The sequence below is a fragment of the Rubrivivax gelatinosus IL144 genome (assembly GCF_000284255.1).
Taxonomy (GTDB): Bacteria; Pseudomonadota; Gammaproteobacteria; order Burkholderiales; family Burkholderiaceae_C; genus Rubrivivax; species Rubrivivax gelatinosus_A.
The window spans coordinates 1,631,219-1,649,612 of sequence record NC_017075.1; the positions used below are offsets into that span (position 1 = coordinate 1,631,219).

The 18,394-nt window shown below is 70.7% G+C and carries 12 protein-coding genes and 1 riboswitch; of the genes, 4 read left to right on the forward strand and 8 right to left on the reverse strand.

Features of this window, described 5'->3' with window-relative positions:
* The first annotated feature begins 3 nt into the window (after window positions 1–3).
* Window positions 4–3,225: an efflux RND transporter permease subunit gene (locus tag RGE_RS07810; protein WP_014427797.1), complete on the forward strand. Its 3,222-nt coding sequence runs from the start codon at window positions 4–6 to the stop codon at window positions 3,223–3,225.
* A 64-nt stretch (window positions 3,226–3,289) separates the two neighbouring features.
* On the opposite strand, the gene RGE_RS07815 is transcribed toward RGE_RS07810, so the two are convergent.
* From RGE_RS07815 to gcvT, 8 genes are all read right to left on the reverse strand, one after another.
* The gene (locus tag RGE_RS07815) at window positions 3,290–4,354 is read right to left on the reverse strand and encodes an ABC transporter ATP-binding protein (protein ID WP_014427798.1); all 1,065 of its coding nucleotides are present in this window, start codon (window positions 4,352–4,354) and stop codon (window positions 3,290–3,292) included.
* Window positions 4,355–4,357: 3 nt separating this feature from the next.
* Entirely contained in the window at window positions 4,358–5,212 is an 855-nt protein-coding gene (locus tag RGE_RS07820) for a carbohydrate ABC transporter permease (RefSeq protein WP_014427799.1), read from the reverse strand.
* Window positions 5,209–6,087 carry a carbohydrate ABC transporter permease gene (locus RGE_RS07825; protein WP_043783897.1) on the reverse strand — a complete coding sequence of 293 codons (879 nt, stop codon included), beginning with the start codon at window positions 6,085–6,087 and terminating at the stop codon, window positions 5,209–5,211. Before RGE_RS07825 ends, RGE_RS07820 begins: the two co-directional genes overlap by 4 nt.
* Before the next feature lie 67 nt (window positions 6,088–6,154).
* Window positions 6,155–7,405, reverse strand: a complete 1,251-nt coding sequence (locus RGE_RS07830) for an ABC transporter substrate-binding protein (protein WP_014427801.1) — start codon at window positions 7,403–7,405, stop codon at window positions 6,155–6,157.
* 249 nt (window positions 7,406–7,654) lie between these two features.
* Window positions 7,655–9,049 carry an L-serine ammonia-lyase gene (locus tag RGE_RS07835; protein ID WP_014427802.1) on the reverse strand — a complete coding sequence of 465 codons (1,395 nt, stop codon included), beginning with the start codon at window positions 9,047–9,049 and terminating at the stop codon, window positions 7,655–7,657.
* Between the two features lie 45 nt (window positions 9,050–9,094).
* Window positions 9,095–11,983, reverse strand: coding sequence for an aminomethyl-transferring glycine dehydrogenase (gene gcvP / locus RGE_RS07840; protein ID WP_014427803.1), 2,889 nt, complete (start codon window positions 11,981–11,983; stop codon window positions 9,095–9,097).
* A 29-nt stretch (window positions 11,984–12,012) separates the two neighbouring features.
* Window positions 12,013–12,387, reverse strand: a complete 375-nt coding sequence (gene gcvH / locus RGE_RS07845; RefSeq protein ID WP_014427804.1) for a glycine cleavage system protein GcvH — start codon at window positions 12,385–12,387, stop codon at window positions 12,013–12,015.
* A gap of 18 nt (window positions 12,388–12,405) precedes the next feature.
* Window positions 12,406–13,545, reverse strand: a complete 1,140-nt coding sequence (gene gcvT, locus RGE_RS07850) for a glycine cleavage system aminomethyltransferase GcvT (RefSeq protein WP_043783900.1) — start codon at window positions 13,543–13,545, stop codon at window positions 12,406–12,408.
* Window positions 13,546–13,585: 40 nt separating this feature from the next.
* Window positions 13,586–13,702, reverse strand: a riboswitch (glycine riboswitch).
* A gap of 193 nt (window positions 13,703–13,895) precedes the next feature.
* Here gcvT and RGE_RS07855 point away from each other — a divergent pair.
* Genes RGE_RS07855 through RGE_RS07865 form a run of 3 tightly spaced genes read left to right on the forward strand, consistent with a single transcriptional unit; the run spans window position 13,896 to window position 18,335 of the window.
* Window positions 13,896–15,542 (forward strand): acyl-CoA synthetase, encoded by a 1,647-nt coding sequence (locus RGE_RS07855; RefSeq protein WP_014427806.1) that lies wholly within the window; start codon window positions 13,896–13,898, stop codon window positions 15,540–15,542.
* Between the two features lie 10 nt (window positions 15,543–15,552).
* Complete coding sequence (locus tag RGE_RS07860) at window positions 15,553–16,347, forward strand: enoyl-CoA hydratase (protein WP_014427807.1); 795 nt, start codon at window positions 15,553–15,555, stop codon at window positions 16,345–16,347.
* Complete coding sequence (locus RGE_RS07865) at window positions 16,344–18,335, forward strand: S9 family peptidase (RefSeq protein WP_052310977.1); 1,992 nt, start codon at window positions 16,344–16,346, stop codon at window positions 18,333–18,335. The genes RGE_RS07860 and RGE_RS07865 overlap by 4 nt, the downstream gene beginning before the upstream one ends.
* Window positions 18,336–18,394 lie beyond the last annotated feature (59 nt).

Consider the following 18,394-nt stretch of genomic DNA (forward strand, 5'->3'; position numbering starts at 1 on the left):
GCCATGTGGATCACCCGCGTCGCGATCCGCAACCCCGTCTTCGCGACCATGGTCATGGTCGCGCTGTGCGTGCTGGGCGTCTTCTCCTACGTGCGGCTGGGCGTCGAGCAGATGCCCGACATCGCGCTGCCCGGCGCCTACGTCGAGGTGTCGTACCCGGGCGCCTCGCCCGAGGCCGTCGAGCGTGAGATCACCAAGCCGCTGGAGGAGTCGGTCAACGGCATCGCCGGCGTCAAGCGCCTGACCTCGCGCAGCTTCGAGGGCCGCAGCCAGACCAGCATCGAGTTCACGCTGGACACCGACATGGGCCGCGCGATGCAGGACGTGCGCGACCGCGTTGCCGCCGCCCAGGCGCGTTTCCCCGACGACGCCAAGCCGCCGCTGATCAACCGCTTCGACAACGAGAACTCGCAGCCGGTCGTCGCCCTGGCGCTGCTGTCGGACACACGCAGCCAGCGCGAGCTGTCGATCATCGCCGACCAGGTGGTGAGCCGGCGGCTGCAGCGCGTGGGCGGCGTCGCCCGCGTCGACGTCAGCGGCCTGGCCCTGCGCGAGGTGCGCATCGACCTCGACCCCGAGCGCCTGCGCGCCTACGCGGTGACGCCGGCCGAAGTGGCCACGGCGCTGAAGGAAGCCAACGCCGACGAGCCGGTCGGCCTGCTCAGCAACGACCGCGCCGATGCCATCCTGCGTGTCGAAGGCCGGGTGCGCGACCCGCACCAGTTCGAGCAGGTCATCGTCGCCCACCGCAACGGCCTGCCGCTGCGCCTGGGCGACCTGGGCCGGCTGGTCGAGCGCGAGCGCGAAGCCGACTCGTTCGCGCGGCTCAACGGCCGCACGGCGATCAACTTCAACGTCTTCAAGCAGCAGGACGCGAACATCGTCGCCACCGGCGAGAAGGTGAAGGAGGCGATGGACGAACTCGGCCGCACGCTGCCGCCGGACACCAAGCTGGAGCTCGTCTACGCCGCCAGCGACTGGGTCAAGGGCTCGCTGGTCGGCCTGCGCCACACGTTGATCGAAGGCGCGCTGCTGACGGTGGCCATCGTCTTCCTGTTTCTGCACTCGTGGCGCAGCACGGTGATCACCGGGCTGACGCTGCCGATCGCGGTGATCTCCAGCTTCGTCGCCGTGCATGCCTTCGGCTTCACGCTGAACTTCATGACGATGATGGCGCTGTCGCTGTGCATCGGCCTCTTGATCGACGACGCCATCGTCGTGCGCGAGAACATCGTGCGCCACGTGCACATGGGCAAGGACCACCACACCGCCGCCGACGAAGGCACGCGCGAGATCGGCCTGGCGGTGATGGCGACGACCTTCGCGCTGTGCGCGGTGTTCGTGCCGGTGGCCTTCATGGGCGGGATCATCGGCAAGTTCTTCTACCCCTTCGGCATCACCGTCGTCGTCGCGGTGCTGGTGAGCCTGTTCGTCAGCTTCACGCTCGACCCGATGCTGTCCAGCGTCTGGCGCGACCCGCCGTCGGCGCGCCTGGCGCGGCTGCCGGTGATCGGCGCGATGCTGCGCGGCGTCGACCGCGGCATGGACCTGCTGCACACGGTCTACGAACGCCTGATCCACTGGGCCTTCGGCCCGAAGCGCTGGCGGCTGGTCGGCGTGCCGGCCTTCGCCCGGCCCTTCGGCGCCGACGGCCGGCGCGACCGCAGCCAGCGCCGCCGCTGGCGCTGGGTGACGCTGACGCCGCGCGGCGTCGTGATGGCCGCCGGCGGCGCGAGTTTCGTCGGCGCGCTGATGCTGGCGCCGCTGGTCGGCTCGGAGTTCGTGCCGCAGACCGACCAGGGCTTCACGCAGCTGTCGATCCGCATGCCGGTGGGCTCCAGCCTGGAGCGCAGCGACGCCAAGGTGCGCCAGGTCGAGGAGATCGTCGCCTCGTTCCCCGAGGTCAAGAACGTCGCCACCACGGTCGGCGGCCAGGGCGCGGGGCTGTCGACCGGCCGCAACCAGGCGGTGCTGAACATCAGCCTGCTCGACCGGCGCGAACGCTCGCGCACGCAGAAGCAGGTCGAGGACGCGATCCGCGAGCGCATCGCGGGGATCCCGGGCATCGAGACCTCGGTCGGCTTCGACCGGCCGATCTACGTCGCGATCCTGGGCAGCGACCCCGAGGGCCTGGCGCGCGTGGCCAGCGAGTTCGCCGAGAAGGTGAAGAAGATCCCGGGCATCGCCGACGTCGAGCTCTCGGTCAAGCCCGGCGTGCCGGCCTACGCGGTGCGGCTGCTGCCGGCGGCGGTGCGCGAACTCGGCCTGACGGCGCCGCAGCTGGCGTCCAGCCTGCGCGCCTACGTCAACGGCGAGGCCGCGACCTACTGGACGACGCCCGACGGCGAGCAGGTCGAGGTGCTGCTGCGACTGCCGCAGGCCTCGCGCGAGCAGCTCGAGCAGATGCGCAAGCTGCCGGTGGCCTTCGCCAAGGACGGCACGCCGATCCCGCTGGACGCGGTAGCCTCGATCGAGTCGGTGGTCAACCCCGAGGTCATCCGGCGCCAGAACCTGCTGCGCCGCGAGGCGATCTTCGCCGGCGTGCAGGGCCGCCCGGCCGGCGACGTCGGCGCCGACGTGCAGAAGCTGATCGCCGAGACCTCGCTGCCGCCGGGCTTCACCTTCGACGTCGGCGGCCAGACCAAGGACCAGAACGAGGCCTTCACGGCGATGCTCGGCGCGATGGCGCTGGCGGTGATCTTCATCTACATCGTGCTGGCCAGCCAGTTCGGCAGCTTCGTGCAGCCGGTGGCGATCATGGCCTCGCTGCCGCTGTCGCTGATCGGCGTGATGATCGCCCTGCTGGTCTCGGGCTCGACGCTCAACGTCTTCTCGATGATCGGCCTGGTGATGCTGATGGGCCTGGTGACGAAGAACGCGATCCTGCTCGTCGACTTCGCCAACCACGCGCGCCGCGACGGCGCCAGCGTGCACGAGGCGCTGCTGCAGGCGGGGCTGACGCGCATGCGGCCGATCGTCATGACGACCGCGGCGATGGTCTTCGGCATGCTGCCGCTGGCGCTGGCGCTCAACGACGGCGGCGAGATCCAGGCGCCGATGGGCCGCGCGATCATCGGCGGCGTCATCACCTCGACGCTGCTGACGCTGGTCGTCGTGCCGGTGCTCTACAGCTACCTGGTGCGCGAGCGCAGGCCGAAACCGTCCCCGGCGGTCGAACCGGGCGGCGGCGTGCTGCCGGCCGGCGCCAGTGCCGACCGCGACTGACGCTGGAACGTTGAACGAGAAGGCCGCCCGAGGGCGGCCTTCTTCTTGGAGGCGCGTCGCGCGTTCAGGCGATGCGCTTCTCGCTCGCCGCGTCGAACAGGTGCGCGTGTTTGGCCGCCCAGTGCAGATGCACCGTGCCGCCGACCTGGCCTTCGGCGGTGCCCGGCAGGCGCGCGGTCAGCTTGCCGGCCGCGGTGCTGGCGGTGATGTAGGTCTCGGGGCCGGTCGGCTCGACGATGACGAGTTCGCCCGGCAGGCCTTCGACGCCCAGGCAGACGTTCTCCGGTCGCAGGCCGTAGATGACGTCGCCGCTGCCGCCGGCCAGCGCCTGGCGTTGCGCGGCGTCGAGCGGCAGCGCGTGGCCGGCCGCCGTCAGGCCGCCGTCGGCGCTGCGCTGGGCGAGGATCATGTTCATCGCCGGCGAGCCGATGAACTCGGCGACGAAACGTGTCGCCGGCCGGGTGTAGATCTCGTGCGGCGAACCGAGCTGCTGCACGGCGCCGTCCTTCATCACCGCGATGTGGTCGCCCAGCGTCATCGCCTCGACCTGGTCGTGCGTGACGTAGACCGTCGTCGTGTGCGTGCGCTGGTGCAGCAGCTTGATCTCGGCGCGCATCTCGACGCGCAGCTTGGCGTCGAGGTTGGACAGCGGCTCGTCGAACAGGAACAGCTTGGGGTCGCGCGCCAGCGCCCGGCCCATCGCGACACGCTGGCGCTGGCCGCCGGACAGCGCGCCGGGCTTGCGGTCGAGCAGGTGGTCGATCTGCAGCATCTTGGCCACGCGCTGCACCGCGGCCTCGCGCTGGGCCTTGGGCACCTTGCGCATCTCCAGCGCGAAGGCGATGTTCTGGCGCACGTCCATGTTGGGGTACAGGGCGTAGCTCTGGAACACCATCGCGATGTCGCGGTCCTTGCTGGGCACGTCGGTGACGTCGCGGCCGTCGATGTGGATGCGGCCCGAGCTCGGCGCATCCAGGCCGGCGATCATGTTCAGCAGCGTGCTCTTGCCGCAGCCCGAGGGGCCCACCAGGATCAGGAAGTCGCCGGCCTCGACCTCGATGTCGATGCCCTTGAGGATCTCGGTCTTGCCGAAGGCCTTGCGCACGGAGCGGATGGAAAGGGCTCCCATGGTTCAGCCTTTCACCGCGCCGGCCGTCAGGCCGCGCACGAAGTACTTGCCCGCGACGACGTAGACGAAGAGGGTGGGGAGGGCCGCGATCAGTGCCGCGGCCATGTCGACGTTGTATTCCTTCACGCTGCTGGAGGTGTTGGCGAGGTTGTTGAGACCGACGGTGACCGGCTTGCTGTCGGCACCGGAGAAGACGACGCCGTAGAGGAAGTCGTTCCAGATGTTGGTGAACTGCCAGATCAGCGTCACGACGAGGATCGGCGTGGACAGCGGCAGCACGATGCGGGTGAAGATCTTCCAGAAGCCGGCGCCGTCGAGCATCGCGGCCTTGATCAGCTCATCGGGCAGGCCGACGTAGTAGTTGCGGAAGAACAGCGTCGTGCTCGGGATGCCGGCGACGACGTGCACCAGGATCAGGCCCCAGATCGAGCTGGCGATGCCCAGCCAGCCGAGCACCTGGCTCATCGGCAGCAGTACCACCTGCATCGGCATGAACACGCCGAAGAGCATCAGCGCGAACATCGTCTCGCTGCCGCGGAAGCGCCACTTCGACAGCACGTAGCCGTTGACCGAGCCGATCGCCGTCGACACCAGCACCGCCGGCACGACCATCAGCACCGAGTTCATGAAGAAGGGCTTCAGGCCGCCGCAGTCGGTGCCGGTGCAGGCGCTGCTCCAGGCGCGCGCCCAGGCTTCCAGGCTCGGGCTGGTGGGCAGCGACAGCAGGCTGCCGGCACGCACCTGGTCCATGTCCTTCAGCGAGGTCGTGAGCATCACGTACAGCGGCGTCAGGAACCAGGCCGCGAACAGCAGCAGGAGCGCCCACAGCAGGGCGCGTTGCATGGCGTGGCGGCTCATCGCTTGGCCCTCAGTTCGCTGTAGAGATAGGGCACGACGATCGCGGCCACGGTGGCCAGCATCACCGTCGCGCTGGCTGCGCCCAGGCCGATCTGGCCGCGCGAGAAGGCCATCGCGTACATGAAGGTGGCGGGCAGGTCGGTGGCGAAGCCGGGGCCGCCGGCGGTCAGCGCCATCACCAGGTCGAAGCTCTTGATCGCCAGGTGGCTGACGACCATCAGCGTGCTGAAGAACACCGGCCTGAGCGTCGGGATCACGATGCGCCAGTAGATCAGCGGCAGGCTGGCGCCGTCGACCTGGGCGGCCTTGATGATCGAGTCGTCGATGCCGCGCAGCCCGGCCAGGAACAGCGCCATCACGAAGCCCGCGCTCTGCCAGACGCCGGCGATCGCGACGCAGTAGATGGCCATCTCGGGGTCGACCAGCCAGCCGAAGCTGAAGTTCTCGAAGCCCCACTGCTGGACGAGGTGCTCCAGCCCCAGGCCGGGGTTCAGGATCCACTTCCAGGCCGTGCCGGTGACGATGAACGAGATCGCCATCGGGTACAGGTAGATCGTGCGCAGCAGGCCTTCGGCGCGGATCTTCTGGTCCAGCAGGATGGCCAGCAGCAGCCCCAGGGCCATCGAGCCGCCGATGAACAGCGTGCCGAAGATGCCCATGTTGACGAGCGCGACGTGGAAGCGCTCGTTGTCGAACAGGCGAACGTACTGCTCGAGCCCGACGAACTCGTAGTTGGGCAGCAGGCGCGAAGCCGACAGCGACAGGTAGCCGTTCCAGGCGATCAGCCCGTAGATGAACAGGAACGACAGGACGAAGGACGGGGCGACGACCAGCTTGGGTAGCCAGCGTGCGCCCGCGGGCGATGAAGACACCATGGAATAGGACGGCAAACGCGCCGCGTCCCGCTGGCGGGGAACGCGGCGCGTCGTTTCTACGGCTTGGTTACTGGGCCTTGGCGGCGGCCGCGATGCGCGTCATCGCGTCCTTGGCGCTCATCTTGTCGCTGTTCCAGTACTGGCTGACGACGTCCTTGATCGCGCCTTCGATGGCCGGGGCGACGGCCATGCCGTGGGCGATCGACGGCACCAGGCCGCCGTTCTTCGAGGTCGCGACGAAGTCCTTGGCCGACTGCTTGGCGCAGTCGTCGAACTTGTCCATGTTCATGCCCAGGCGCACCGGGATCGAGCCCTTGTTGAGGTTGAACACCTCCTGGAAGTCCGGCGACATGATGGCCGCGGCCAGCGCCTTCTGCGCCTTGGTGTTCTCGGCGTTCTTCAGCTTGAACATCGCGAACGAGTCGATGTTGAAGGTGAAGGCCTGGGCGGTGCCCGGGGCCGGGGCGCAGACGAAGTCCTTGCCCGGCACCTTGCCGGCGGCGACGAACTCGCCCTTGGCCCAGTCGCCCATCAGCTGCATGCCGGCCTCGCCCTTGATGACCATCGCGGTCGCCAGGTTCCAGTCGCGGCCGGGGGCGTTCTTGTCGGTGTAGCCCTTGACGCGCTTGAAGGTCGTCAGCACCTTCTCCATCGTCGGGCTGTTCAGCGTCGCCGGGTCGAGCTGGACCAGGGCCTTGCGATAGAACTCGGTGCCGCCGACCCCCAGCGCCACGCTCTCGAAGGTGGTGAAGTCCTGCCAGTTCTGGCCGCCATGCGCGACGGGGATGATGCCGGCCTTCTTCAGCGCCTCGGCGGCGACGAAGAACTCGTCCCAGGTCGTCGGCACCTTGGCGCCGGCCTTCTTGAACGCCGCCGGGTTGGCCCACAGCCAGTTCACGCGGTGCACGTTCACCGGCGCGGCGATGTAGTTGCCCTTGTACTTCATGACGTCGGCCACGGCCTTGGGCAGCACGGCGTCCCAGTTCTCGGCCTTGGCCACGTCGTCGATGTTGGCGAGCACGCCTTCGGCCGCCCATTCCTGCAGCGCCGGGCCCTTGATCTGCGCCGCGGCCGGGGCGTTGCCTGACACGACCCGCGACTTCAGGACCGTCATCGCCGAGTCGCCGCCACCACCGGCCACCGCGAAGTCCTTCCAGGTGTGGCCCTTGGCCTGCATCGTGGCCTTCAGCGCCGCCGCCGCCTTGGCCTCGCCGCCGCTGGTCCACCAGTGCAGGACCTCGACTTCGCCGGCCTGCGCCAAGCCGCAGGCGGCCAATGCGGCGGCCGCCGCCAGAGTGCGGATGGGGATGTTCTTCATGTCGGTCTACCTCGTTGCGCCGCTCGTGGCGGCTGTCGTTCGTGGTGGGTTGCGCGCGGTGCCGCCATCGTCATCGTGGTTACGTCGCCGGCACGCGCTCCGGCGAGGATGCGCCCATGCGGCGGCCAGATCAAGGGTCGTAACCCGGTGGAATCCGATGAAAGCGCGCATTGAGGGCCGGGCGCAACGCCGCTCCCCCCATACGCTTGACTCGGTCTGCGGGCCCGGGCTTGGCCGCCTGCGGCGGCCTCAGCATTCGACGATGTTGACTGCCAGGCCGCCGCGCGCCGTTTCCTTGTACTTGGTCAGCATGTCGGCGCCGGTCTCGCGCATGGTCTTGATGACCTGGTCCAGGCTGACCTTGTGCGTGCCGTCGCCGCGCAGCGCGATGCGTGCGGCGTTGATCGCCTTCACCGCGCCCATCGCGTTGCGTTCGATGCAGGGGATCTGCACCAGGCCGCCGACCGGGTCGCAGGTCAGGCCCAGGTGGTGCTCCATGCCGATCTCGGCGGCGTTCTCGGCCTGCGCCGGGCTGCCGCCGAGCACCGCGCACAAGGCCCCGGCGGCCATCGAGCAGGCGACGCCGACCTCGCCCTGGCAGCCGACCTCGGCGCCCGAGATGCTGGCGTTCTCCTTGTAGAGCAGGCCGATGGCGCCGGCGGTGAGCAGGAAGTCGACGACGCCGCGTTCGCTGGCGCCGGGCACGAAGCGCATGTAGTAGTGCAGCACCGCGGGCACGATGCCGGCGGCGCCGTTGGTCGGCGCGGTGACGACACGGCCGCCGGCAGCGTTCTCCTCGTTGGTGGCGAGCGCGAAGAGGTTCACCCAGTCGAGCACCGCCAGCGGGTCGACCGGCGCGCCCTCGGGCTGGTGCGCCTGCAGCGCCTCGGCCAGGTCGGGCGCACGCCGCTGCACCTTGAAGCCGCCGGGCAGCGTGCCGCGCGTGCGCATGCCGCGCGCCACGCACTGCTGCATCACCTGCCAGATCGCCAGCAGGCCGGCGTCGATCTCGGCGTCGGTGCGCCAGTGGCGCTCGTTGCGGCGCATCACGCCAGCGATGCCGCAGCCCAGTTCGGCGGTCAGCGCCAGCAGTTCGGCGCCGGTGTGGAACGGGTGCGGCAGCACGGTCGTGTCGGGCGCGATCACCGGGTGCCGGCTGCCGTCGGCCGCGACTTCGTCGCTGACGACGAAGCCGCCGCCCACCGAGTAGTAGCGGCGTTCGGCCAGCAGCGCGCCGGCGGCGTCCCAGGCGGCGAAGGCCATGCCGTTGGCGTGGAAGGGCAGGGTCTCGCGGCGGTGGAACTTCAGGTCGCGCTTCTCGACGAAGTCCACCGCCTGGCGGCCCAGCAGTTCGAGGCGGGCGCCGGTGCGGATCGCCGCCAGCAGCGCCGGCACCTCGTCGATCGGCACCGTGTCGGGCTCGTGGCCGGCCAGGCCCAGCAGCACCGCGGTGTCGCTGCCGTGGCCCTTGCCGGTGGCGCCCAGCGAGCCGTAGAGCTGCGCGGCGACCCGCGCCGTGCGTTCGAGCAGGCCGTCGTGCGCCAGCCGCGAGACGAACAGCCGCGCGGCGCGCATCGGCCCCACGGTGTGGCTGCTGCTCGGCCCGATGCCGATCTTGAAGAGGTCGAAGACGGAAACGGCCATCGTGACCTCCAACGATGGCGGGCGCGGCGGAGCGCGCCCGCGGGTTCAGGCGTAGTCGGCGAGCGGCGGGCAGCTGCAGCTGAGGTTGCGGTCACCCCAGACGTTGTCCACGCGGCCGACCGGCGACCAGTACTTGTGGCGGCGCAGCGCCGGCACCGGGTAGGCGGCTTCCTCGCGGGCGTAGGCGTGCGGCCACTCGGCCGCGAGCAGCGCCTCGGCGGTGTGCGGGGCGTGCTTGAGCGGGTTGTCCTCGCGCGGCCAGGCACCGGACTCGACCTGCGCGATCTCGGCGCGGATCGCGATCATCGCGTCGCAGAAGCGGTCCAGCTCGACGAGCGGCTCGCTCTCGGTCGGCTCGACCATCAGCGTGCCGGGCACCGGGAAGCTCAGCGTCGGGGCGTGGAAGCCGTAGTCGATCAATCGCTTGGCGACGTCCTCGGCGCTGACGCCGCTGGTCTCCTTCAGCGGCCGCAGGTCGAGGATGCACTCGTGCGCGACACCGCCGCCGGCGATGCCGGCTATGCCGCCGCTGTAGTGGATGTCGTAGTGCGGCGCCAGCCGCGCGGCGACGTAGTTGGCGCTCAGGATCGCGGTCTCGGTGGCCTGGCGCAGGCCGTCGGCGCCCATCATGCGCACGTACATCCAGCTGATCGGCAGCACGCCGGCGTTGCCCAGCGGTGCGGCACTGACGGCGCCCACCGGCGCGCCAGCGTCGCCGTGGCCGGGCAGGAAGGGCACCAGGTCGGCGACGACGCAGACCGGGCCGACGCCCGGGCCGCCGCCGCCGTGCGGGATGCAGAAGGTCTTGTGCAGGTTCAGGTGGCTGACGTCGCCGCCGAACTCGCCGGGCGCGGCCAGGCCGACCAGCGCGTTCATGTTGGCTCCGTCGACGTAGACCCGGCCGCCGTGGCGGTGCACGATCTCGCACAGCTGCTTGACGCCCGGCTCGAAGACGCCGTAGGTCGACGGGTAGGTGATCATCACGCAGGCCAGGCGTTCGGCGTGCTGGACGCACTTGGCCTCGAGGTCGGCGAGGTCGACGCTGCCGTTGGCGTCGCACTTGACGACGACGACCGAGAGGCCCGCCATCTGCGCGCTGGCCGGGTTGGTGCCGTGCGCCGACTCGGGGATCAGGCAGAGGTCGCGCTTCGCGTCGCCGCGCGAGGCGTGCCAGCCGCGGATCGCCAGCAGGCCGGCGTACTCGCCCTGCGAGCCGGCGTTGGGCTGCAGGCTGATGCCGGCGTAGCCGGTGGCTTGCGCCAGCCAGGCGCAGAGCTGGTCGTTCATCTCCCAGACGCCGGCCAACTGGTCGCGCGGCGCGAAGGGGTGCAGGTTGGCGAACTCCGGCCAGGTGATGGGGATCATCTCGCTGGTCGCGTTGAGCTTCATCGTGCACGAGCCCAGCGGGATCATCGTGCGGTCCAGCGCCAGGTCCTGGTCCGACAGGCGGCGCAGGTAGCGCAGCATCTCGGTCTCGCTGTGGTGCGAGTTGAAGACCGGGTGCGTCAGGAAGGCGCTGCTGCGGCGCAGCGCCTCGGGCAGCAGCGGCTCGACGCCGCGCTCGAACTCGTCGAGCGAGGGCAGCGTCGCGCCTTCGGGTGCGAACCAGCGCCAGAGGTCGGCGATGTCGGCGCGGCTCGTCGTTTCGTCCAGCGCCGCGGCGACGCGCGTCGCCGACAGCCGGCGCAGGTTGGCGCCATCGGCCAGCGCGCGTGCCATCACCGCGTCGGCGCGCTCGCCGAGCTCGACGGCGACGGTGTCGAAGCCGGCTTCGGTCAGCACCTCCAGGCCCATCGCGCGCAGGCCGGCGGCCAGCGCCGCGGCGTAGGCGGCGATGCGCTGGGCGATGCGCTTGAGCCCCGCGGGGCCGTGGTAGACGGCGTACATCGAGGCCAGCACCGCCGGCAGCACCTGGGCGGTGCAGATGTTGGACGTCGCCTTCTCGCGGCGGATGTGCTGCTCTCGCGTCTGCAGCGCCAGGCGGTAGGCCGGGCGGCCGTGCACGTCGACGCTGACGCCGACCAGGCGGCCGGGCATCGCGCGCTTGTACTCGTCGCGGCAGGCGAGGTAGGCGGCGTGCGGGCCGCCGGCGGCCATCGGCACGCCGAAACGCTGCGTCGTGCCGACGGCGATGTCGGCGCCGAACTCGCCCGGCGGCACGAGCAGCGTCAGCGCCAGCAGGTCGGCGGCGACGACGAAGGACGCCTGCTTGGCGTGCACCGCGTCGGCCAGCGCGGGCAGGTCGTGCACCGTGCCGTCGGTGGCCGGGTATTGCGCGACGACGGCGAAAAACTCGCCGTCGTCGGCCAGCGTCGCGAACGGGCGCACGTCGACCGCCAGCCCCAGCGGCTCGGCGCGCGTGCGCAGCACCTCGATCGTCTGCGGGTGGCAGTCGCCGGCGACGCGGATCGTGTCCGACTTGGCGCGCACGCTGCGCTTGGCCAGCGTCATCGCCTCGGCGACGGCGGTGGCCTCGTCGAGCATCGAGGCGTTGGCGATCGCCATGCCGGTCAGCTCGGCGATCATGGTCTGGAAGTTGACCAGCGCTTCCAGCCGGCCCTGCGAGATCTCGGCCTGGTAAGGCGTGTAGGCCGTGTACCAGGCGGGGTTCTCGAGCACGTTGCGCAGCACCACCGTCGGCGTGCGCGTGCCGTGGTAGCCCTGGCCGATGAAGCTGCGCAGCGTGCGGTTCTTCGCCGCGATCGCACGCAGCTCGGCCAGCGCCTGGTGCTCGGGCACCGGCGCCGGCAGCTGCATCGGCTGCGGCCGGGCGATGGCACGCGGCACCACCGCCTCGATCAGCGCCTGCCGCGAGGCGGCGCCGATCGCCGACAGCATCTGCCGTTCCTCGGCTTCGTTGGGCCCGAGGTGGCGGGCGGCGAACTCGTCGTGGTGCTCGAGCTCGGCGAGCGTGGGAAGGGCAGACATCAGCATGGGCGGGGGACTGCTAGAGGGGTTTGGGGTCAGAGCGTCTTCAGCAACGCGTCGTAGGCGGGCGGGTCCATCAGCTGGTCGAACTCGCCCATGTCGCTGACGTGGACCTTGAAGAACCAGCCGCTGCCCATCGGGTCGCTGTTGGCTAGCGCCGGCTCGTCGCGCAGCGCTTCGTTGACCTCGACGATCTCGCCGCTGACCGGCATGTAGATGTCGGCGGCGGCCTTCACCGATTCGACGACGCCGGCCACTTCGCCCTTCTTGAACGTGCGGCCCACCTCGGGCAGCTCGACGAACACGACGTCACCCAGCGCGTCCTGCGCGTGCGGCGTGATGCCGACGACCGCGGCCTCGTGGTCTTCGATGTTGATCCATTCGTGGTCGGGGGTGAACATGGTGGTCATCGGCTTCTCCTGAAGATTTCAACCGCGGTGGTAGCGGTGGGGTTGGAACGGCATCTTGGTCACGCGCATCGGCAGGCGTTTGCCTCGCACCTCGGCGTAGACCTCGTGTTCGGGGGCGGCATGGTCCTGCGGCAGATAGGCCATCGCGATCGGACGGTCGACCCCGGGCGCCAGCGTACCGCTGGTCACGCGGCCCAGCGCGTGGCCGTGGGCGTCGACGATCGCCGTGCCTTCGCGCACCGGCACACGTTCCAGGCCGACGAGGCCGACACGCTTGCGCATCGCGCCGCCCGCCAGGTGGCGCTCGACGGCCGCCGCGCCGGGGTAGCCGCCTTCGCGCGCGCCGCCGGGGCGGCGCACCTTCTGGATCGCCCAGGTGAGGCCGGCTTCGACCGGCGAGGTGTTCTCGTCGATGTCGTGGCCGTACAGGCACAGCCCGGCTTCCAGGCGCAGCGTGTCGCGTGCGCCCAGGCCGGCGGGCTTGACCTCCGGCAGCGCCAGCAGCGCCGAGGCCAGCGCCTCGGCACGTTCGGCCGGCACCGAGATCTCGAAGCCGTCTTCGCCGGTGTAGCCCGAGCGCGTGACGAAGCAGGGCGCGTCGGCGAGCTCGAAGACGCCGCCGGTCATGAACACGAGGTCCTTCACGCCCGGGTTCAGCCGCGCCAGCGCGTCGGCGGCCTGCGGGCCCTGCAGCGCCAGCAGCGCGCGTTCGGGCATGCCGACGACGGTGCAGCGGTGGCCGATGTTCGTCTGCAGGTGGCGCAGGTCGGCGTCCTTGCAGCCGGCGTTGACGACGAGGAACAGGTCGCCGAAGCCGGTGCCCGGCGCGGGGCGCGAGATCATCAGGTCGTCGAGCAGGCCGCCGTGCTCGTTGGTGAAGAAGGCGTAGCGCTGACGGCCGACCGCGAGGTCGACGACATCCACCGGCACCAGCGTCTCCAGCGCGGCCGCGGCGTCGGCGCCCGACAGCCGCACCTGGCCCATGTGCGAGACGTCGAACAGCGCCGCGGCGCTGCGGCACTGGCGGTGTTCGGCGATCAGGCCGTCGCGGTACTGCACCGGCATCGCGTAGCCGGCGAACGGGACCATGCGCGCACCCAGGCTCAGGTGCAGCGCATGCAGGGGCGTCTTCAGAAGCTCGGTCACGGGGGACTCCATCGAGGGCATCGTCTTCGGACCGCCGGCTGTCGCCGACGTACGTGCCCCCGCTGTCCGCTTTACCTGAGAGATTCGGAAGCCACCCCGGCGGTGGTCCTTGCCCCTTCGGTGGGCCGCCGTTCGCTCGAATCGGCGGCCTCTCTCCAGTGAGGTGGAAAGCCAGTCCTTTTGCCTGAGCGTTCGGGCTGACCCTGCGCCTTCGGCGGCCCGCGCTAGGCGGGCTCTCTCCTGACGGCGCGCAGTGTATCAGCGCCTTTGCGGCGCCGCGCACCCGCCGCGGACGTGGGGCCGAGGCAGCCTCGTGTCAGCCGCTTGCATAACATTCGCCGCGCACCGACAGGAGACCGGGCATGAACATCTACGAGCAGCAGCTGGACCGCAACGCGGCCAATTTCGTGGCGCTGTCGCCGACGAGCTTCGTCGAACGCAGCGCCGAAGTCTTCGGCGACCTGCCGGCCGTGATCCACGGCGCGCGGCGCTACACCTGGGCCCAGGTGCGCGAGCGCAGCGCCCGGCTCGCGGCGGCGCTGCGTTCGCTGGGCGTGGGCCGCGGCACCACGGTCAGCGTGATGCTGCCGAACACGCCGGAGATGGTCGAGGTGCACTACGCGGTGCCGGCCGTCAACGCGGTGCTGAACACGCTCAACACGCGACTGGACGCGCCGCTGCTGGCCTGGCAGATGAACCACTGCGAGACCGCGGTGCTGATCACCGACCGCGAGTTCGGCCCGCTGATGGCCGACGCGCTGGCGCGGCTGAAAGCCGAACACGGCCGCGAGCCGGTCGTCATTGACGTCTGCGACAGCGAGTACACCGGCCGCGGCGACCGCGTCGGCACGCTGGAGTACGAGGCGCTGCTGGCCGCGCACGCGCCGCTGGCGCGCCTGGAAGGCCCGGCCGACGAGTGGGACGCGATCGCCGTCAGCTACACCAGCGGCACCACGGGCGACCCCAAGGGCGTCGTCACCCACCACCGCGGCGCCTACCTGAACGCGGTCGGCAACGCGGCGACCTGGACCATGCCGCACTTCCCGAAGTACCTGTGGACGCTGCCGATGTTCCACTGCAACGGCTGGTGCTTCCCCTGGACGATCGCGATGCTCGGCGGCACGCACGTCTGCCTGCGCCGTGTCGAGCCCCGCGCCATCCTCGACGCGATGCGCGAGCACGGCGTCGACCACTACTGCGCCGCGCCGATCGTGCACGGCCTGATCATCAACGCGCCGGCCGAATGGCGCGAAGGCATCACGCAGCAGGTGCGCGGCATGGTCGCCGGCGCCGCGCCGCCGGCGGCGATGATCGAAGGCATGGCCAGGCTCGGCTTCGACATCACCCACGTCTACGGCCTGACCGAGGTCTACGGCCCGGCTGCGGTGGCCGTCAAACGCCCGGCCTGGAGCGACGCCGACCTGTCCGAGCAGACGCGGCTCAACGGCCGCCAGGGCGTGCGCTACGCGCTGCAGGAAGGCATGACGGTGCTCGACCCCGAGACCATGGCCGAGGTGCCGGCCGACGGCCAGACGATGGGCGAGATCATGTTCCGCGGCAACATCGTCATGAAGGGCTACCTGAAGAACCCGTCGGCGACCGACAAGGCCTTCGCCGGCGGCTGGTTCCACACCGGCGACCTGGCGGTCATCGAGCCCGACCGCTACGTGAAGATCCGCGACCGCAGCAAGGACATCATCATCTCCGGCGGCGAGAACATCAGCTCGCTGGAGGTCGAGGACGCGCTGTACCGCCACCCCGCGGTGCTGGCCTGCGCGGTGGTCGCGCGGCCCGACCCGAAGTGGGGCGAGACGCCGGTGGCCTACGTCGAGCTGAAGCTGGGCGTCGACGTCACGGCGGCCGAGCTGATCGCGCACTGCAAGAGCGTGCTCGCGCACTACAAGGTGCCCAAGGAGATCCGCTTCGAGGCGATCCCCAAGACCAGCACCGGCAAGATCCAGAAGTTCCAGTTGCGCCAGCGGGCCAAGAGCTCGTCGGCGATCGAATGAGGAGTCCGTCATGAACGACACGACGCCGCTGCTGCGGCACGAGAAGGACGAGCGCGGCGTCGTCACGCTGACGCTGGACCGGCCGCAGGCCTTCAACTCGCTGTCCGAGGCGATGATCGCGGCGCTGCAGGCCTCGCTGGAACGGGTCGCCGAGGACACGACGGCGCGTGTGGTCGTCATTGCCGCCGCCGGCCGTGCCTTCTGCGCCGGCCACGACCTGAAGGAGATGCGCGCCGAGCCTTCGCTGGGCTATTACGAGCGCCTGTTCGCGGCCTGCGCGCGCATGATGCTGACGATCCAGAAGCTGCCGGTGCCGGTCGTCGCGCGTGTGCACGGCATCGCCACCGCGGCCGGCTGCCAGCTGGTCGCGATGTGCGACCTGGCGGTCGCCTCGCGCGACGCGAAGTTCGCCGTCAGCGGCGTCAACCTGGGCCTGTTCTGCGCGACGCCCAGCGTCGCGCTGGCGCGCAACCTGCCGCGCAAGGCGGCTTTCGAGATGCTCGTCACCGGCGAGTTCATCGGCGCCGACGAAGCCTGCGCCAAGGGCCTGGTCAACCGTGTCGCCGCGCCGGAAGCACTGGACGCCGAGGTCGAGCGCCTGGTCGCCGCCATCGTCGCTAAGCCGCAGGTCGCGATCGCCGCGGGCAAGGCGCTGTTCTATCGCCAGGTCGAGACCGGCATCGCCGCGGCCTACGAGGACGCGGGCCGCACGATGGCCTGCAACATGATGGACCCGGCGGCGCTGGAAGGCGTGCAGGCCTTCATCGACAAACGCAAGCCCTCGTGGGCGGAGGGCGCACGATGAGATTCGCGCTCGTCGCCGCGCTCGCGGCCTTCGCCTGGCTGGCCGGTTGCGCCAGCGCGCCGTCGCCCGAGGCGGTGGTCGCACCCAACGCCAACCTCGTCGTGCAGGGCATCCCGCCGATCCCTCAGTCGCTGGCCGAGCGTGTGCAGCGCTACAACGACTTCCGCGGCCACGGCTTCGCCGACTGGCACCCGACACGGCGCGAGATGCTGGTGCTGCACCGCGGCGAAGGCGACGCCACGGCGCAGCTCTGGCGCGCGGTTGCGCCCGGTGCCGCGCTGGAGCGCCTGACCGCCGAACCCGACCCGGTGGCCGAAGCGAGCTGGGAGCCGCGTGAAGGCCGCTACATCGTCTTCGCGCGTGGCCGCGGCGGCAACGAGGCGACGCAGCTCTACCGCCTGGACCCGGCGACGCGCCAGGCGACGCTGCTGACCGACCCCGACCAGCGCCACGATCCCGTCGGCTGGCTGCACGGCGCGTCCAAGCTGGTCTACGGCGCCGTGCCGCTGGACCGCACCGCCGACAGTGGCAAACGCGCGGCGATCGACACGACGCTGTGGCTGATGGACCCGCTCTCGCCCGAGGGCCGGCGCCAGATCGCCGTGCTGCCCGGCGCCGGCTGGTTCGGCGGCGCAATCTCGCACGACGACCGCACGCTGGCGATCACACGCTATGTCTCGGCCACCGAGTCCGAGGCCTGGCTCGTCGACCTCGCCAGCGGCGAGCGCCGGCGTGTGCTGCCGGCGCCCGGCGAGACGACGAAGGCCTCGCACTTCCCGGTCGCCTTCCGCCCCGACGGCTCGGGGCTGCTGTTCCTCAGCGACCGCGCCGGCGAGTTCCGCGAGCTGATGCTGCTGTCGCTGGCCGACGGCCGCATCACCCGGCTCACGTCGCAGATCCCCTGGGACGTCAGCAGCGTCGCACCCAGCGAGGACGGGCGCTGGATCGCCTTCCAGGCCAACGTCGAGGGCCGCGACGAGCTGCGCCTGCTCGACGGCCGCACGCTGAAGGAGGTGGCGCTGCCGCCGCTGCCCGCCGGCAGCATCGGCAGCGCGGCCTTCGACCGCCGTGGCGACGAACTCGCGTTCTCGACCAACAGCGCGCAAGGCCCGAGCCGGCTGCATTCGCTGCGTCTGGCCGGCGGCCAGGTCGCCGACTGGACCGCGCCCTACGTGCCGCCGGGCCTGGACGCGTCGCGCTTCGGCGAGGCCGAGATCGTGCGCTGGACGAGCTTCGACGGCCGCACGATCTCCGGCCTGCTGCACCGCCCGCCGGCGCGTTTCACCGGCCCGCGCCCGGTGCTGATCCAGATCCACGGCGGCCCCGAAGGCCAGGCCACCGTCGGCTTCATGGGGCGCTACAACTACCTGCTGCAGGAGCTGGGCATCGCCATCGTGCAGCCCAACGTGCGCGGCTCGTCGGGCTTCGGCAAGACCTTCCTGTCGCTGGACGACGGCTACAAGCGCGAGGACTCGGTCAAGGACATCGGCGCGCTGCTGGACTGGATCGCCAGGCAGCCGGGGCTGGACGCCTCGCGCGTGCTGGTCGCCGGTGGCAGCTACGGCGGCTACATGAGCCTGGCGGTGGCCACGCACTACGCCGACCGCATCGCCGGCTCGGTCGACGAGGTCGGCATCTCGCACTTCGTGACCTTCCTGCAGAACACCGAGAGCTACCGCCGCGACCTGCGCCGCGCCGAGTACGGCGACGAGCGCGACCCGGCGATGCGCGAGTTCCTCGACCGCATCTCGCCGCTGTCCAACGCGGCCAAGATCCGCAAGCCGCTGTTCGTCGTCCAGGGCCGCAACGACCCGCGTGTGCCGTACACCGAGGCCGAGCAGATCGTCGCCCAGGTGCGCGCCAACGGCACGCCGGTCTGGTACCTGCGCGCCGAGAACGAAGGCCACGGCTTCCAGCGCAAGGAGAACGCCGACTGGCGCTTCTACGCCTTCGTGCGGTTTGCCGAGCAGGTGCTGGCGGACCGTTGAGCCGGCAGGCGTGAAAACAAAACGGCGGGCCCAGGCCCGCCGTTTTTCATGCCGCGTGC

Bases quoted from the DNA above. Each gene is read 5' to 3' on its own strand.
- RGE_RS07820 (WP_014427799.1), bottom strand. From the start codon at position 5,212: ATGAGCCGCCACGCCATGCAACGCGCCCTGCTGTGGGCGCTCCTGCTG.
- RGE_RS07825 (WP_043783897.1), bottom strand. From the start codon at position 6,087: ATGGTGTCTTCATCGCCCGCGGGCGCACGCTGGCTACCCAAGCTGGTC.
- RGE_RS07830 (WP_014427801.1), bottom strand. From the start codon at position 7,405: ATGAAGAACATCCCCATCCGCACTCTGGCGGCGGCCGCCGCATTGGCC.
- RGE_RS07815 (WP_014427798.1), bottom strand. From the start codon at position 4,354: ATGGGAGCCCTTTCCATCCGCTCCGTGCGCAAGGCCTTCGGCAAGACC.
- RGE_RS07865 (WP_052310977.1), top strand. From the start codon at position 16,344: ATGAGATTCGCGCTCGTCGCCGCGCTCGCGGCCTTCGCCTGGCTGGCC.
- gcvH (WP_014427804.1), bottom strand. From the start codon at position 12,387: ATGACCACCATGTTCACCCCCGACCACGAATGGATCAACATCGAAGAC.
- RGE_RS07860 (WP_014427807.1), top strand. From the start codon at position 15,553: ATGAACGACACGACGCCGCTGCTGCGGCACGAGAAGGACGAGCGCGGC.
- gcvP (WP_014427803.1), bottom strand. From the start codon at position 11,983: ATGCTGATGTCTGCCCTTCCCACGCTCGCCGAGCTCGAGCACCACGAC.
- RGE_RS07810 (WP_014427797.1), top strand. From the start codon at position 4: ATGTGGATCACCCGCGTCGCGATCCGCAACCCCGTCTTCGCGACCATG.
- gcvT (WP_043783900.1), bottom strand. From the start codon at position 13,545: ATGGAGTCCCCCGTGACCGAGCTTCTGAAGACGCCCCTGCATGCGCTG.
- RGE_RS07855 (WP_014427806.1), top strand. From the start codon at position 13,896: ATGAACATCTACGAGCAGCAGCTGGACCGCAACGCGGCCAATTTCGTG.
- RGE_RS07835 (WP_014427802.1), bottom strand. From the start codon at position 9,049: ATGGCCGTTTCCGTCTTCGACCTCTTCAAGATCGGCATCGGGCCGAGC.